The organism is Streptomyces sp. NPDC048751 (assembly GCF_043198595.1).
Classification (GTDB): domain Bacteria; phylum Actinomycetota; class Actinomycetes; order Streptomycetales; family Streptomycetaceae; genus Streptomyces.
This window is the reverse complement of sequence record NZ_JBICUX010000025.1, coordinates 16,545-32,713: the sequence shown is the minus strand read 5'-3', so window position 1 is coordinate 32,713 and position 16,169 is coordinate 16,545. Positions and strand designations below refer to the sequence as shown.

Annotated in this window: 11 protein-coding genes; 9 read left to right on the top strand and 2 right to left on the bottom strand. The window is 73.4% G+C overall.

Going from position 1 to position 16,169, the window contains the following annotated elements; genetic code table 11:
• The 9 genes from ACGFNV_RS43600 to ACGFNV_RS43560 are packed head-to-tail and all read left to right on the top strand — an operon-like array spanning position 1 to position 10,984.
• Entirely contained in the window at positions 1–3,210 is a 3,210-nt protein-coding gene (locus ACGFNV_RS43600) for a hypothetical protein (RefSeq protein ID WP_393630879.1), read from the top strand.
• A gap of 37 nt (positions 3,211–3,247) precedes the next feature.
• Positions 3,248–3,685, top strand: a complete 438-nt coding sequence (locus ACGFNV_RS43595) for a phage tail protein (protein WP_393630877.1) — start codon at positions 3,248–3,250, stop codon at positions 3,683–3,685.
• Positions 3,682–4,533 carry a peptidase M23 gene (locus ACGFNV_RS43590; protein ID WP_393630875.1) on the top strand — a complete coding sequence of 284 codons (852 nt, stop codon included), beginning with the start codon at positions 3,682–3,684 and terminating at the stop codon, positions 4,531–4,533. The genes ACGFNV_RS43595 and ACGFNV_RS43590 overlap by 4 nt, the downstream gene beginning before the upstream one ends.
• Positions 4,533–6,404 (top strand): VgrG-related protein, encoded by a 1,872-nt coding sequence (locus tag ACGFNV_RS43585; RefSeq protein WP_393630873.1) that lies wholly within the window; start codon positions 4,533–4,535, stop codon positions 6,402–6,404. Before ACGFNV_RS43590 ends, ACGFNV_RS43585 begins: the two co-directional genes overlap by 1 nt.
• A 51-nt stretch (positions 6,405–6,455) precedes the next feature.
• The gene (locus tag ACGFNV_RS43580; RefSeq protein ID WP_393630871.1) at positions 6,456–6,737 is read left to right on the top strand and encodes a PAAR domain-containing protein; all 282 of its coding nucleotides are present in this window, start codon (positions 6,456–6,458) and stop codon (positions 6,735–6,737) included.
• 7 nt (positions 6,738–6,744) lie between these two features.
• Positions 6,745–7,158: a GPW/gp25 family protein gene (locus ACGFNV_RS43575; RefSeq protein WP_133932537.1), complete on the top strand. Its 414-nt coding sequence runs from the start codon at positions 6,745–6,747 to the stop codon at positions 7,156–7,158.
• Positions 7,155–9,101 (top strand): putative baseplate assembly protein, encoded by a 1,947-nt coding sequence (locus tag ACGFNV_RS43570; protein WP_393630869.1) that lies wholly within the window; start codon positions 7,155–7,157, stop codon positions 9,099–9,101. Before ACGFNV_RS43575 ends, ACGFNV_RS43570 begins: the two co-directional genes overlap by 4 nt.
• Complete coding sequence (locus tag ACGFNV_RS43565) at positions 9,102–9,659, top strand: phage tail protein (protein WP_393630868.1); 558 nt, start codon at positions 9,102–9,104, stop codon at positions 9,657–9,659.
• Positions 9,656–10,984 carry an NADase-type glycan-binding domain-containing protein gene (locus ACGFNV_RS43560; RefSeq protein ID WP_393630866.1) on the top strand — a complete coding sequence of 443 codons (1,329 nt, stop codon included), beginning with the start codon at positions 9,656–9,658 and terminating at the stop codon, positions 10,982–10,984. The genes ACGFNV_RS43565 and ACGFNV_RS43560 overlap by 4 nt, the downstream gene beginning before the upstream one ends.
• A 74-nt stretch (positions 10,985–11,058) precedes the next feature.
• Here ACGFNV_RS43560 and ACGFNV_RS43555 read toward each other — a convergent pair whose 3' ends face one another.
• Complete coding sequence (locus tag ACGFNV_RS43555) at positions 11,059–13,776, bottom strand: BTAD domain-containing putative transcriptional regulator (RefSeq protein ID WP_393630864.1); 2,718 nt, start codon at positions 13,774–13,776, stop codon at positions 11,059–11,061.
• A 290-nt stretch (positions 13,777–14,066) separates the two neighbouring features.
• Positions 14,067–16,124: an RICIN domain-containing protein gene (locus tag ACGFNV_RS43550; protein WP_393630863.1), complete on the bottom strand. Its 2,058-nt coding sequence runs from the start codon at positions 16,122–16,124 to the stop codon at positions 14,067–14,069.
• Positions 16,125–16,169 lie beyond the last annotated feature (45 nt).

The window sequence follows — 16,169 nt, the reverse complement described above, 5'->3', positions numbered from 1 at the left end:
ATGGGACTGTTGTCCTGGCTGACGAGGAGCGGTGCGGGCTCGCGGGGCGCCACGGAGCCCGGGACGCGAGCGCGCGCCGACGCCGGGACGACGCCTCCCGGACCGGACGCGGCGACGGACGCACCGGTCACGGCCGGGTGGCGGTCGACGCCCCCCGTGCAACGGACGCTGAGCGCGTCCATGGGGCTGGTCAGCGACCCCGGCGGGTTCGGCCGGCGGCTGGGTACCTGGCAGGACCCCACGGTCACCGGACCACTCGGCCATCTCGTCAGCGCCCAGGCGCCGTCCGGCGTCGGCCACGGGCTGGCGGAACCCATGACGCCGGTGCAGCGGACGGGCGTACGGCCGGATGCACCCGCCTCGGTGCCGGTGGACGGCGTCTCGGCGGGCGCGGTTTCAGCTGTCGCTTCCGGGGCCGGGGACCGGCAGGTTGAGCCCCGTGGCACGGGTGACCCGGTCGTCCTGCGGTCGGTGTCCCCGGCTGGGGGCTCGTCGGTACCCGAGGGCGTGCGGGTGGTCGTGCCGACGCCGCCGCTGCCCCTGGTTCCACTCCAGCGGGCGACCGTTCCGTCGACCGGCCCGGAACCGGATACGGCACCGCCCGCTCCCGTGACGGTCATGCGCGTACGGTCCGTCCCGGCAGCCCCCGTGGATCCCGCGCCCTCCCGCCCGCTGGTCGTGGCGGAGCCACCGGTGGACGCACCGGTGCGGGAACTCGAGTCGCTCCCTCCTTCCGCGCCGACCGCGGATAACGGCCCCTTGGCGCCGGGCACCCCGGACGAACCGGTCGCCGACCTGCTCGCCACACCCGTTACACGTGCGGGGCAGGACGAGGAGGGCGGCGTCGTCCAGCGAGCGGAGGAGTCGGTCACCGACCGGCTCGGCAGCGGCCCAGGGCAGGGGCTCGAGACGCCTGCGCGTACACTCCCGTCCGGCTCGCACTCCCCGACGGCGGTACGGGACACGGGCTCGCTCCCGCTCGCCGCGCCACGCACCCCCGCCGCTCCGCTCATCGGCGGTGCGGAGGGCGCCGGGCCTGCCGTGCAGCCCGTGGTGCAGCGTGACCTCACGGCTCCGCCCCGTCCGCGTCATCGGGGTCTCGGCGAGCCGCTCTCCGCGCTGCCCCCCACCGCCCTGCCGCTTCCGGGTGCAGCGGCGCCGCCCGCCGAGTCCGCCGCGTCCCCTTCCGTCCCCTCCGACGCGCAGGTCTCCCGAAGTGTGGAGGCGCCGGAGGCCCCGGAGACACCGGCGGTTCCGGAGGACCCGCACGTCCCGCACGCTTCGGGGATGTCGGCGGTCCCGGACGGCGTGGCAGGCCCTGCTGAGCCCGGAGTGTCCTCGGCCAACGGCGAGAGCACCGCGCCGCTGCTCGGCGACACGCCACCGTTGACCACGGACCCGGTGGACCTCGGCAGAGGGCTCCCGCCCGAACCGGCGACCGGCACGGGCGCTGAAGCCGGGGGAGACGGACCGGTGCTGGGTTCGGTCGCCGGCCCGGGCTGGGGTGCCGGTCCGGGTTCGGGTCCAGGCTCCGGCTGGGGTATCGGTCCGGGTTCGGACACCGGCTCAGGCTGGGGCACCGCCACCGCCACCGGCACCGGCCCGGTCTCGGGTACCGGCCCGGTCTCGGGTACCGATCTGGGGTCAGGTCCGGGCACCGGCCCCCGCTCGGGCACCGGTCCACCCCCAGGACCGGATGCCGTCTCCGGATCCGCCGCCGGTTCCGGTGGCGCCGCGTCCGCCGGGCCGGTCGCGGTGCAGCGACTCGACGTTCCCGGCGGCTCGCCCCCCGCGCCCCCGTCGACCGATGAGACGCCCCTGCCCGCGGAGGCCGACCGGGCACCGCTGCTCGGGGACGCCGGACCGCTCGCGCTGAGTGACACGGCGGTGGTCGAGGCTCCTGGCCCAGGAGAGATGGTGACGGCCTCGACCCCCATGCCGATGCGGCGGCTGGATGCCGTGGACGACGCCACGCTTCCCGGTACGGTGCCCGAGGCGGGGGCCGGTGCCGGGTCGGCGGCCCGGGGCGCCGGCCCCGTGTTCCCGCTGGTGGCGCAGCGGTCGCTGCCGCTCTATACGGTTCCGGCACCGTCCGCCGAGGCACCGGTCGCCTCTCGGCCACCGGCCGCCGTCCCGGTCCGATGGGAGCCGGTCGGGGGCGGAGCGTCCGTCTCGGGGTCCGGCGGTTCCGGAGGCCGTGCCCGGTCCGCCGACGCCGGATCCGACCCCACCGACGGGCCCGGCGACCACGGCGGCCCCCTTGGCGGTGGGCACCGCGCGACCGGCGGCAGCGCGTACCCCGGAGCCGCCCCCGGCCAAGCGGGTGGTGTCGTACAGCGCGTCGCGGGCGCCGATGTGTCGGCCCTGGCCGACGGCTCCCCACGTGCCTGGTCCTACGACAACGCCGGCATCTCCGGCGGTCCCGGCAGCCGCAGTCGCCCGGGCATCTCCAGGCTCCCCAGTGCCTCCAGGCTTGCCAGCACCTCCGACCTCCCCGGCATCTCCGGCGGGCCCAGCCTCGCCGGCGTCTCCGGCCTTCCGAGCGGCGGCCCCAGCCTCCCCGGCTTCTCCGGCATGCCCAGCATCTCCAGACTTCCCGAAGGTCCTGGCGGCCCCGGGCTCCTCACGCCCCCGGCTTTCCCCGCCCCCTCGGACCCCGGTGCCCCCCTCCCCACTGGTGTCCTCCCCCCGTCCCCCCGGCCGTTTCAAGCCCCACGTGATCTCGGCCCCGCCGTCCCGCTGCAACGCCTCGAACCCGGGCCCGGCGTCGCTCCGCCGCCCGTACGCCACTCCGCCCCGCAGACGCCCCCGTCCCCACTCTCGCGCGGACAGGAACCGTCGGTGCCGCCCGGCGTCAGCGCGGGGGCCGCGGCGGTCGCCGCCGGGGTGGCCCGGTGGATGCCGGACGGCTCCGTGGAGTTCACGGCGCCCGCCGTGCAACGTGCCGAGGACGGCGTACCGGTGAGCGAGCCGCCGCCCGCCGACCCACCGCCGCAGCCCGAGCCGGCCGGACTGCCGACGCCGTCCGCCGACACCCCCGACCACACCGCCGGCACCTCGACCTCGGCCGCCACCGGTGGGAAGACCGCCGCCCCCAAGGTCACGGACGAACTCGTCCGAGCCCTGGTCGCCCCCCTCAGCAGGCTGCTCAAGGCGGAGCTCCGCATCGAACGCGAACGCACCGGCTCCCTGATCAACACCCGGCATTGACAGAGCACCCGACACCGACAGAAAGGCAGGGCATCGGATGTCCATGACCCAGGACCCGGCGGTCTCGGTCTGCTTCGTCGTCACCATCGACGGGATCGAGCTCGGGTCGTTCAACACCTGTGAGGGGCTGGGCTGCGAGGTGGTGCTCGAACCGCGCGAGGAGGGCGGGAACAACGGCCACGTCTGGCAGTTGCCGACGCGACTGAAGTACCCCAACGTCAAGCTCTCCCGGCCGCTGACGAAGGACACCCAGAAGGTGGCCAAGTGGTTCGCCAGCATGACCACCGGGTTCGCCCGCAAGACCGCGCACATCGAGGCCCGTACCGGCGACGGCGTGATGGTCGCCCGCTGGGGCCTGCTGGAGGTGGTGCCGGTGCGCTGGACCGGGCCGACGTTCAATCCCGAGTCGCCCAAGGTCGCCACGGAGACCATCGAGATCGCGCACCACGGCTACATGATGGAGCCCGGAGCATGAGCGGCCCCGTGGCGTTCAGCGCGGCAGGCGGCGGCGCCAAGTCGGCATCGGCCGGGGGCGGTGACGCGCGGCCCAAGCTGGAGCACGCCTACCTCGAACTGCGCACCCCGCCGTCCGGCGGCAGCCTCACCCCCGGTGGACCCTGCGGCCGGATCGACTTCCAGTTCAACCCCAAGGAGCTCAGCCTGGGCAAGTCGGCGTCCTGGAAACGCACCCCGGCCAAGGGCGCCAGGAGCGCGGGCCCGCCGGAGTACCAGGGGCCGCAGCCCAGCAAGCTCACCGTCGAGATGTTCTTCGACGCGAGCGACACGCAGGACACCAGTGTCGTCAAGGCGGTGGAGAGCCTGTTCGCGTGCTGCGTACCGACCAACGAGACCCGGCAGGCGCAGCGTTCCTCGCCGCCGTGGGTGGTCTTCCACTGGGGTGGCATCACCGGCTTCCCCGGCTACGTCAGCCAGGTCCAGGTGAAGTACACGCTGTTCACCACGTCCGGGGTGCCGATCCGCGCGGTGTGCCAGGTGACGATGGAGGAGATCAGCGGAGAGACAGCCGGTCAGAACCCGACCTCGGGGGCGCTCACCGCCCGCCGTGTGCACCGGCTCCGCGCCGGCGACACGCTGCAGGGCCTCGCCTGGGCCGAGTACGGCGACGCCGGGGCCTGGCGGGCCATCGCCGAGGCCAACGGAATCGATGACCCGATGCGGCTGACCGAGGGACGGGAGCTGCTGCTCCCCTCCGCCGACGAACTGGACGCGGTGCCGGGCGGCGTGGCGGAGCCCGTCGTGCACGGGGCCGCGTACGGGTCCGCCTACGGGGCCGGAGCGAGCGCCGGCCGGAGGGACGTCTGATGGCCAAGGACACCGTCGCCAAGATCCTCGTCGTGGAGATCGGCGGGACCCGGCTCCCCGCCGACCTCGCCAACACGCTGGTGGACGGCTACGTCGACGACAGCCGGACCCTGCCCGACACGTTCGTCCTGCGGTTCCGCGATCCCAGCCGGGTGCTGCTCGACAAGGCCGGTATCAAGATCGGCTCCGAGGCGCGGCTGCTGGCCTCGTCCGGTGCGGGCGGCTCGCCGAAACCGCTGCTCAAGGGTGAGGTGACCGCCCTGGAGCTGGACTTCGACGAGACCGGGACGTTCACCGTGGTCCGCGGTATGGACAAGGCGCACCGGCTCTTCCGGGGCCGTCGGGTCACCGCCTACCAGAACATGACGGTCGCGGACATCTGCCGCCGCGTCGCCAAGCAGGCGGGCCTCGGGACGGGGACGATCGACGTCTCCGGACCGGTCCTCGAACACGTCGCCCAGGCGAACGTCTCCGACTGGGAGTTCGTCCGTGACCTGGCCGAGGACGCCGGGGCGCAGGTGTACGTGATCGACGGCGCCCTGCATGTCACCAAGCCCACCGCGGCGTCCGGTGCGCCCGGCTCCTCGGCCCGTGCCGACCGCGACCCGCTCGTGCTGGAACTCGGGAAGAACCTGGTGCGCTGCCGCGCCGGGGTGACCGCCGCCGAGCAGGTCTCCCAGGTCCAGGTGCGCGGCTGGGACACCAAGACCAAACGGGCCCTGGTCGGCACGGCGGAGGCGGGCAAGGCGGACACCGTCCAGCTCGCCATCAGCCCGGCGGACGCGGTGCGCCCCTTCGGCAAGGCCGACTACCTCGTCACCGACAACACCTACGGCGCGCAGGCCCGCGTCGAGCAGGTCGCCAAGGCGCTGGCGCAGCGGATCGCCGGATCGTTCGCCGAGATGGAGGCGGTCATCCAGGGCAATCCCGAGGTCCGGGCCGGCGGCGCGGTCGCGCTGTCCGGGGTCGGAGCCCCGTTCGAGGGCCGGTACACCGTCACCGCCTCCCGGCACTTCTTCGACGCGGAGCGCGGTTACGAGACCTGGGTGACCGTCTCGGGCCAGCAGGAACGGTCCCTGTCGGCGCTGGCCGGCGGTGCTGCGGGCCGGGCGGGCCGGCTTCCCGGGGCGGACGGCGTCGTCATCGGTCTCGTCTCCGACACCAAGGACCCGGACAAGCTCGGCCGGGTCAAGGTGAGGTTTCCCTGGCTGTCCGACGACTACGTCAGCGACTGGGCCCGTACCGCGCAGACCTCCGGAGGAGGGGGCAAGAACGGCAAGGGAACCTCCGCGTTCGTCCCCGAGGTGGGGGACGAGGTGCTGGTCGGCTTCGAGCAGGGCCGGTTCGACCACCCGTACGTACTCGGCTGTCTCTTCAACGGGCAGGACAAACCGTCCACGGCGAGCGGCGAGCTGATCGACGGGACCAGCGGCGCCGTCAACCGGCGGTCGTTCTCCTCCCGCGGCGGCAACCAGCTCGAACTGCTCGACAACGCCTCCGGCCCGCAGGGCGTACGGATGGTCACAGGCGACGGCAAGCTCACCATCGACCTCGACCGCAAGGGCACCAAGATCATCGTGCACAGCGACGGCACGGTGGAGATCGACGCCAAGGACAAGGTCACCGTCAAGGCGGGCAACGGCGCGCTGATGGACGCGGGCAACGGCACCCTCGAACTGACCGGCAAGTCGGTGAAGGTGACCGCGCAGACCGGCGTCTCGGTCGACGGCGGCAGCGGTCAGGTAGGGCTCAGGACGAGCGGGGGAGTGGAGGTGAAGGGCAGCCAGGTCGCGGTCAACGGCACCGCGCGCACGGAGATCAAGGGCGGGGCGACCTGCACGATCAACGCGGGCCTGGTCCGGATCAACTGACGTACGACCAGCCCCGACAGGACGAACAGCCGACGAGAAGGAGCCACCTCCATGCCACCCGCCGCCCGCGTCGGCGATCCCACCGGCCACCCGGGAACGGTCGGCCCGCCCGGCGCGCCCACCGTGCTCATCGGCGGCATGCCCGCCGCCACCGTCGGCACCACCCACGCCTGCGCCTTCCCGCCGCCCGCCGTGCACCCGCCGTCCGTGATCATTCCGCCGGGGTGCCCCACCGTCCTGATCAACGGCAGGCCCGCCGCCCGGATGGGCGACACCGCCGCCTGCGGGGCGCCGATCATCGCGGGCTGTCCGACCGTCCTGATCGGCGGGTGACCGGCTGATGGGACAGCAGTTCGTCGGCGCGGGCTGGGCGTTCCCGCCGCGCACCGACGCCACCGGGAGCATCGCGCTGGTGCGCGGCGAGCGGGAGATCGAGGAATCGATCCGGCTCGTGCTCGCCACCTCCCCGGGAGAGCGCCCCATGCGGCCGGAGTTCGGCTGCGCCATCCACGACTACGTGTTCGCCCCCGCCGACGCCGGCACCGCCGGCCAGGTCGCCTACGAGATCCGGCTCGCCCTGGACCGCTGGGAGCCGCGGATCGAGGTCGTGGGGATCGACGTCCGGTTCGACGCGGTGGAGGACGGCGTGCTGTACATCGACATCAGCTACACCGTGCGCGGCACGAACGACCCCCGCAACCTCGTGTTTCCGTTCTATGTGATCCCCGAGCACGAGGAAGGAACGGGTCCGTGACGCTGCCCAGCCCCCATCTCGACGACCGCAGGTTCCAGGGACTCGTCGACGACGCCAAGAGGTTCGTCCAGCAGCGTTGCCCCGAGTGGACCGACCACAACGTCTCCGATCCGGGCGTGACCCTGATCGAGGCGTTCGCCACGATGGTCGACCAGCTCCTCTACCGCCTCAACCGCGTGCCCGAGAAGAACTACCTGGCCTTCCTCGACCTGATCGGCGTCCGACTGCACCCGCCAACCGCCGCCCGTACGGACGTCACGTTCTGGCTGTCGGCGCCGCAGCCCGAGACCGTCCGGGTCAAGGCCGGCGCCGAGGTCGCCAGCGTGCGCACCGAGACCGAGGAGGCGGTGGTGTTCACCACCGTCCGAGACCTGCCGATCGTGCCGTGCGGGCTGGCCCGGCTGGCGACCTGCCCCGCCGGAGGCGGAGCCACCGACCGTACGCAGGAACTCGCCCTCGGCCGCGACGTGCCCTGCTTCGACACGGAGCCCGCCCCGGGCGACGCCCTGTACGTCGGCCTGACCAACCCCGTCCCCGCCGGGGTCGTCGTACTGCGTCTGGACTGCCGGGTCGACGGCGTCGGCGTCGACCCGCGGCGCCCGCCGCTGCGCTGGGAGGCGTGGGACGGCACGGCGTGGGCGCGCTGCGCCGTCGAGGAGGACACGACCGGCGGCTTCAACCGCCCCGGCCAGGTGGTTCTGCACCTGCCGGGCAGCCACACGGAATCCACGATCGCGCGCCAAGCGGCGGGATGGGTGCGCTGCCGCCTGGTCGCCGCCGAGCCGGACCAGCCCACCTACCTGCAGTCACCGACCATCCGCGAGGCCGAGGCCTTCACGATCGGCGCGACGGTGGAGGCCGTACACGCCGAAACGGTGACGGACGAGGTCCTGGGGCTGTCCGAGGGCCTGCCCGGCCAGTCCTTCCACGTCGCCCGGCCACCCGTCGTCCCCGGCGACGAGCCGTTCGTCGTGGAGGTGGCGGACGGCTCGGACTGGTCGCAGTGGCACCGCGTCGACGACTTCGCCCACTCGGGCCCCGACGACCGGCACCTGACGCTGGATCCGAACTCGGGCCGGATCGACTTCGGCCCGGCCGTTCGCGAGCCGGACGGCACGATCCGCTACTACGGCGCCGTGCCGGCCAAGGGCGCCCCGGTGCGGATCCGCGCCTACCGGACCGGAGGCGGCAGCCACGGCAACGTCGCCAAGGGGACGCTGCGGGTGCTGCGCACCTCGCTGCCGTTCGTCGCGCGGGCCGAGAACGTGCGGGCCGCCGTCGGCGGGGTCGACGGGGAGACCGTGGAGAGCGCCAAGGTCCGCGGCCCCATGACGCTGAGCACCCTGTACCGGGCGGTCGTCCCGCGCGACTACGAGGTACTGGCCCGGGAGGTCGCCCCGGACGCGGCGCGGGTCGCCTGCGTACCCGCGGGGGAGGGCGAGGAGGGCGGCGTGCGGCTGCTTCTGGTGCCGGCCGTGCGCGGCGACGACCGGGGGCGGCTGCGCTTCGACGACCTGGTGCCGCCCCCGGAGACGCTGCGGGGCCTCGCCGACTACCTGGACCAGCGCCGTCCCATCGGCACCCGGCTGGTGGTCGAGCCGCCCTACTACCAGGGTGTCACCGTCGTGGCGTCCGTCCTGGCGGCCCGCGGTACGGCCGCCGAACCGGTCCGCACCGCCGCCCTGGCCGCCCTGTACGGGTACTTCAACCCGATCACCGGAGGCCCGAGCGGGCAGGGTTGGCCGTTCGGGCGGCCGATCCACGCCGGTGAGGTCTACGCCGTCCTCCAACGGGTGCCGGGCGTCGACCTCGTCGAGGACGTCAGGCTCTTCCCGGCCGACCCGGTGACCGGAAAGCGCGCCGAACCGGCCACCAGGATCGTGCTCGACCCGCACGCCCTGGTCTTTTCCTACGAGCACCAACTCCGAATGCGGGAGGCCTGAATGCGCGGAACAGTCGCGGGACTGCCCACGCCCCATCCACTCGTCTACCAGCTCCCCGCCGTGTATCTGGGAGAGGACTTCATCCACCGGTTCCTCGGGGCGCTGGACGAGGTACTGGCGCCGGTGCTGCTGACCATCGACAACCTCCCCGCCCACCTCGACCCGAGAACCGCCCCGGAGGACTTCGTGGCGTGGATGGGCGAGTGGGTGGCCGCGGGCCCGACCGCCGGTCAGCCGGTCGAACAGCGCCGGGCCGCGGTCCTCGGGGCGGTGAAACGGCACCGCAGACGGGGAACGAGAGGCGGACTCGCCGAAGCCGTGCGGCTGGAGTTCGGCACGGAGGCGGAGATCGAGGAGACGGGCGGCACGTCGTGGTCGGAGACGGCACACAGCCCCCTGCCCGGGCCGGCCGGTACTCCGCCCCGCGTCACCGTACGGGTGCGGGTGGCCGACCCGGACGCGGCGGGCGCGGAGAGGCTGCGGCGGCTGGTGGCCGGTGAGGTGCCGGCGCACGTCGGGTACGACACGGAACTGCTGCCCCTCGAGGACGCGTCATGAGCGGCCCCGACGGGGCGGTCTGCCCGGACTGCGGCCACCGAAACGCGCCGGACGCGGCGTTCTGCGCGTCCTGCAGCGCCTTCCTGGAGTGGGAGCAGAGCGGCGCGGGCTCCGCGAACGGTGGCCAGGGCACGGGAACGGCGACCCGCGCGGCCGTCGCGGGCGCCACCGTCTCCGGCCCCGCGGTGCCGGGTCCCGTGGCGCCGGACCCCGTGACACCGGACGCGTCCGGTTCCGGGCCGTCGGTCCGGGGAGCCGCGGCCGCCGGTCCCGCGCCCGAGCCGGCGACCACCCGGACCGCTCCCGTCCCACCCCGCCCGGAGACTCCGGCACCCGCTCCGACGCGGCCCCGGGCACAGCCGCCCGGTTCCACGCCGGAGCAGGCTGCCCCGACTTCGGCGGGCCCGTCCGTCCCCGCCGCGCCGACCGGACCGGTGCGGCCCCGGACGCCGACGGAACCCGGGTCCTCCGGCACCGTGCGGCGGCCCGGTGAGCGGCCGGCGGACCCGGACGACCTGCCCGCGTCGCCGGACACGGCGGACACCACCGCGACCGCGCCCCGCCCCCGCACGCCGGTCGACGACCTGGTCTGTCCGGCATGCGCACAGGCCAACGCCCGTACGCGCACCCTGTGTTCGCGCTGCGGCGCCGTTCTCACCGCGCCCGTGGTGGCGGAGGAGCGGCTCTCGTGGTGGGCGCGACTGTGGCGGCGGATCCGCCGCCGCCCACCGCGTCGGCTCGCGGCCGGGCAGCGTCCTCCGGCCCGGGCATGGCGACGGCCGAGCCTCGCGATCCCGATCACGCTGGCCGTCCTGCTCGGCGGTGGATACTTCGCCCGGCCCCACATCGGCGACCTCATCGACAACCTCCGCAACCGCACGGCCGAACCCACCCCCGTCAACCCGAAGTTCGCGGAGGCGTCCGGCCACCTCAAGAACCACGGGCCGAACCTGGCCTTCGACGGGGCGAACAACACCTACTGGGCGTCGGCGCCGGCTGGCGCGGGGGCGGGGGAAAATCTGGAGGCGCGCTTCGAACAGCCCGTCACGCTCGAGAAACTCATCATCCACACCGGGATCTCGGTCAACAAGGACGAGTTCCTCAAGCAGGCCAGGCCGTCCGTCCTCGACGTCGAGCTGGGCGAACCGGGCGGCGAGGTCCAGAAGAAGCGGCTCAAGCTGGAGGACAAGCCGGGGCCGCAGACGCTGGACCTCCAAGGGAAGAACGTCGGCTCGGTGCGGTTCATCGTCCGGTCCAGTTACGCGGCCGAGGGGAAGAACCGGCACACGGCGATCCTGGAAATCGAGTTCTTCGGATTGCGATGACGCCGGCTCAAGACGCCCGGCGCCAGAGTGTCCTCCCTGGTGGGGCCCGTCCGGCATGGTCCGCCGGACAGGCCCTACATCGGGTGGGAGAGCCCGCCGGACGGCGGGATTCCCAGGGAGGCCAGCATCGCCGAGTAGCCACTCCGGGCCCGCGCACTGTCGGCCGCGAGCCCCGCGGCGTCGCACGCCCGGATCAGGACCCGCCACGCGGCGTCGCGGTGCCCGTCGACCTCCAGACAGCGTTCGGCCGCCTCCACCGCCTCCACGGGCCGGCTCTGCGCGAGACGTATCTCCGCCAGGGCCACGGCCGCGTTGGCCGCTTCCCGGCGCAGCCGTTCCCGGTCGGCGACCACCCACTCGGCGTGCCCGTCGGCGGGCAGCAGCTCACCGGCGTAGTGGTCCAGAGCGACGCGGAACGCGTCCGCCGCCTCCTCCAGCCGCTGCTGCGCCCGGGTGCGTCGGCCTTCGCGCACCGCACGCTCGAACGCCGCGACGTCGCTCACGTCACCGGGCGCCAGCACCAGCCGGTAGGAGTCGCCCTGCCGCGCGATGACCCCCGAACCGCCCCTGGGACGCTCGGGTTCCAGGAAGGAACGCAGACTGGAGACCGTCACCTGGAGGTTGTGCAGGGTGGACGGGGTCCGCACGCCGTCCCAGAACGCGAGCAGCAGATGGTCACGGTGGACCGCCTGGCCCGCGCGTACCGCGAGGAGCCGCAGCACCGCCTGTGCCCTGGGGCGCAGCTTCGCCCAGTCGTGCTCGCGCCCGGCCAGGGTGAACTCGAAACCACCGAGGCAACGCACCGTCAGGCCCGGCACCTGCGGTGCTCCGAGGACGCGTCCGGACGCGGTGGTGTGGTGCCCGCCGGCCCTGGTCCTGCCCGCTGCCGCTCCGCCGTCCCCGACCGGGCCGACGGGGGCCGCGAGCGCGGTGAGCCAGGAGCGCAGCCCGGTCACCGGCAGCCCCGCGGAGCGGGCCGTCGACCAGGTGGCCTCCTGCAACTCGGCCCGGCTCGCCGCGTCGGGCGCGGCCAGGGCCATCGCGCCCATGGCCAGCGCACGCGCGCCCGGTACACCCGCCGACCGGGCGAACGCCTCCGCCTGCGAGGCGCGCTGCCCCGCGTCCGGCAGGTCGTGTGCGGCCTCCACCACGGCGAGGGCGGCCCGGCCCCACGCCTCCAGCATGCCCCAGCCCAGCGCCCGGAACCGCCGTACGACGTCCTCCAGCTCGCCGATGCCGGGACGCCCCGTGCGTACCGAGCGCAGGCATACGGCCAACGCCGCGAGCGCCGCCCCTTCGGCGTCGCCGAGCCGGGTGCACTCGTCCAGCACGACGCCCGGCTGCCCGGCGTCCTCGGGGTGCGGCCCCAAGCCCAGCAGGCACCGGGCGGCCCGGCTCAGCCACAGCAGGTCCAGCCGTTCGGCGTCGTACGCGATCCGCTGGAGTTCCGGGTACGGGACCGGCCCGGCCGGGCCCCCGGCCAGCACGGCCAGCGCCACCCGGACCAGCTGCCCGGACAGCGCGACCAGGGCGTCGTCCGTTGTCTCCGCCAAGGCCCGGCGCACGGTGGTGCCGGCCGTCCTGTCACCGGTCAGGGCGGCGGCGATGCCCTGGACGAGGAGGGCGGCGGAGCCGTCGGAACCGCCCTCGGCGACCCGCCCGGCGGAGCGGCCGAGGCGCGTGTCCGGGGTGCCTGCGACGGCGGCGCGCAGGGGGCCGGGCCAGTCGGCGGAGCCGAGGCGGCGGCGGACCGTCGGAGGTGGCGGGTCCTGGTGATCGCCTGCGGCGGCGCAGGCGGCGGCCCGGCCGCGCAGCCGCGCCAGTTCGGTGTCGGTCAGCGTGCGGGTGAGCCGCGCGCGCAGGCACTCGCGGAGCAGTGGCTCGGCGACGTACGTCCGTCCGTCCGGGTCGGCGCGCAGGACCCCGTGCTCATGGGCCAGGGACCACAGCATCTCGGCGCTGTCGGCGCGGCCGGTCAGTGCGTGGCAGGCGTCGGCGGTGACCCGGCTCAGCAGGCAGGTCTCCGTCAGGAAACGCCGGAGACGGTCGGGGAGCGGGGCGAGTACCTCCCGCTCCAGGTACTCGCGGCCGAACATCCCGTCGGCCAGGATCCGTTCCTGACCGGTGTCGGGGCGGGCCGCCACGGCTCTGGCGAACAGCCTCAGCGTCGCGGCCCTGCCGCCGGTGGCCCGGACCAGGGGCAGCGCGATGCCGGGGCGCAGCGCCGTGTCGTAGAGATGCGGGAACAGGTGCTCGACCTCCCAGGAGCGGAAACGCAGCGCGTCGGCGGTCACCACCGTCGCGCTCGACGCCTCCAGCGCGGCCACCGACAACCCGGCGGCGGGGCGCGTCCCGATCAGCATCCGTGGGTGTGGCGGAGCGAGCTGGCCGAGCCGGACCACGAGCGCCCGTGCGGCCACTGAGAGCAGGTGCATGTCATCCACGACGACCAGTCGCCCGACCGCTTCGCCGTCCCTGGCGTCCCGGAGCCGCGACACCTGCTGGGTCGCGCCGGGCGGTCCGGCGGACCCTGCCAGCGCGTCCGCCGGGTACCCGAGTGTGGTCAGCAACTCCCGCGGTTCGGTGCCGGGTTGGGCCTGGTACCACGTCACCGGGCCCGTATGCGCCCTGGCCGCCTGCGCCAGCAGCGCGGTCTTGCCGAAGCCGGGCGGGGCGATCACCAGGCCCAACGAGCAATGGGCGAACTGCTCGGTCAGACGGCCCCGGGACATGGTGTCGGAGGCCGGTATCCGAAATGCGGTCCACTGCTGAGCCGGTAAAAGACTCGACATATGCCTCATCTCCGTGGTTCCCGGGTGTTCTTGCAGGGGCGCCCCGTTTCGACTGTTTTTTCTTTTGTAGTGTTTTTTGGTACTACAAAGCCCGGCAGATTATGGGGCGCAGGACTTGCGTTGCTGAAGGGTGTCATTTTCGTGCTTTTCCTCATCCGGCGCGCCCGGAAACGGCGGATGACGAAGAGAGTGCTGTCTTGCAACCCGGAACGCCCGCTCCCCCGGCCGTGGACCCTCAGGTCGAGGCCGGGGGAGCGGGCGCCATGGTCAGCCGGCTGTGTGGGCCGAGCTCAGTTGACGCGGACGATGTTCCACAGTTGGTCGTCGATGCCGGCGTCGTTCCACTGCACGACGGATGCGCCGTTGGCGGTGGACGACTGGGCCACGGCGGCCAGCAGGCCGCTGCCCACGTTGACGAGTTTGTAGTAGCCGCCGCCCGCGCTGCTCAGGGTCCATTTCTGGGAGCTGCTGCTCGATGAGGTGTTCTGGACGACGCTCGCGCCCGCGGACGTGGAGGAGTTGCTGACGTCGAGTCTCAGGCCGCTGTGGACGTTCTGCAGGGTCCACGCGCCGCCGCTCTGGGCCTGGAACGTCCACAGCTGGCAGTCGCAGGCGGAGTTCTGCCACTGGTCGGCCGCCCGCCCCGGAGTGGTGGACGAGGCGGGGATCTCCAGGTACTTGCCGCTGTTCTTGTTGACGAGCACGTACTGGCCGGTTGCCAGGTTCGGCAGGTCGGTCTGGGCGAGGTTCCAGCGCTGGCAGGCGCAGCTGGTGGTGTCCCACTGCCCGGCGGTGGTGCCGACGGTGGTGGAGGCGCTGGGGATCTCCAGAAGCTTGCCGCTGATCCGGTTGGTCGCGGTGAAACCGCCCGCCGGGTTGGGCGCTACGGCCCACTCGTGGTCGGGGGTGCCGTTGTCGTCCCACTGGAGGACCTTGGCGCCGTTGGCGGTGGACTGGTTCTCCACGCCCAGGACCTTGCCGCTCGCCACGTTGACGATCTTGAAGTAGCCGGAGGGCTGCTGGACGAACCGCCACTTCTGGTCGTTGGCGTTGTCGGTGTTCTGCTGGGTGGCGTAGGTGCCGTTGGTGGTGGAGCCGCCCGCGATGGTGAGCATCAAGCCGCTGCCCGCGTTGGCGGCGGTGTAGGTGGCGCCGTCGGAGATGCCGCCGCCCAGGTCGATCGTGCTGTAGGTGACCGGGTTGGACAGGTTGCTGCCTCCGCGTCCGCCGCTGAGCACCAGCAGGCTGTGCCCGTCGGGCAGGGACGTCATACCGCGGCTGTAGCCGCCGGCCACGTTGGCGTTGATGCGCGTCCAGGTGTTGGCGGCGCCGTTCTGCGTGTTGACGAACAGGTCGTCGGCGCTGTTGGCGCTGAGGACGAGGGTGCCGTTGGCACCTCCGGTGGGCAGCCAGGTCAGGTAGGGAGCGCTCTGGGGCACCACGCCGTCCGTCGTCCGCAGCGGGATGCCGGTGACCGAGCCGAACGCCTCCGGGTCGGAAGAGATCTTGTAGTAGACGGAGAAGTTGCCCTCAGGAGCACCGCCGTACTCGTACGACAGGACGTACTTGCCGTTCGGCAGCTTCGCGACGGTCGGCATGCCCGGACGGTCGCTGTAGGTGGGCATCGCCACGTCGTCGACGACCGGGCCCCAGGTACGGGCGTCCGTGGAGACCTGGTGCACGACCTTCTGGCCGTGTACGGGGTCGCGCTGGTCGGAGTAGTAGACGATCAGCTTGCCGTTGGCGTACAGGAAGAACGGCTCCCAGACGGGGGTGTTCCCGTTCGTGTCGAAGGCGGCGCCGCCGGTGGCGATGTTGCTGACGAACGACCAGGTCTGTCCGCGGTCCGTGCTGGCATAGACATCGATCTTGATGGCGGAGCGGTCGGCGGGAACGGAGGCGCCGGCCGCCATGATGGTGCCCGCCGGGAAGCCGCCCACCGCCGCGGGCAGTTCGAACAGCTCGGGCTCCCAGCGCATGCCCCAGCCGTTCTGGGTGTCGGCGATGTCGGAGAGCTTGCTCCAGGAGTTGCCGTTGTCGGTGCTGCGGTAGATCGGGAAGACGGGTGTGCCGGAGGTGTACTGCTCGAAGGTGGCGAGGATGGTGCCGTTGGCCGATCCGTTGTGCTGCAGACGCAGTGCCCGCGGATACAGCGAACCGGGCGACGGCGCACCCGAGGGCGGGGTGTACATCGTCTGCGAGGGACGGGAGAGGGCCTGCGCCCGCTCCGCGGCGGGCAGCATCACCGTCGCCGCGGCGACGATCAGGGCCAGGAACAGGAGCAGGAGAGTGGTGGGGCGGGAACGCCGGGCGGCGCCGGGTCTGGCGCCCAACAGTGCAGGGGACATGTGCGGCTCTCAGGACAGGGAAGGGAAAGGGTGCTCGGTGCGCGC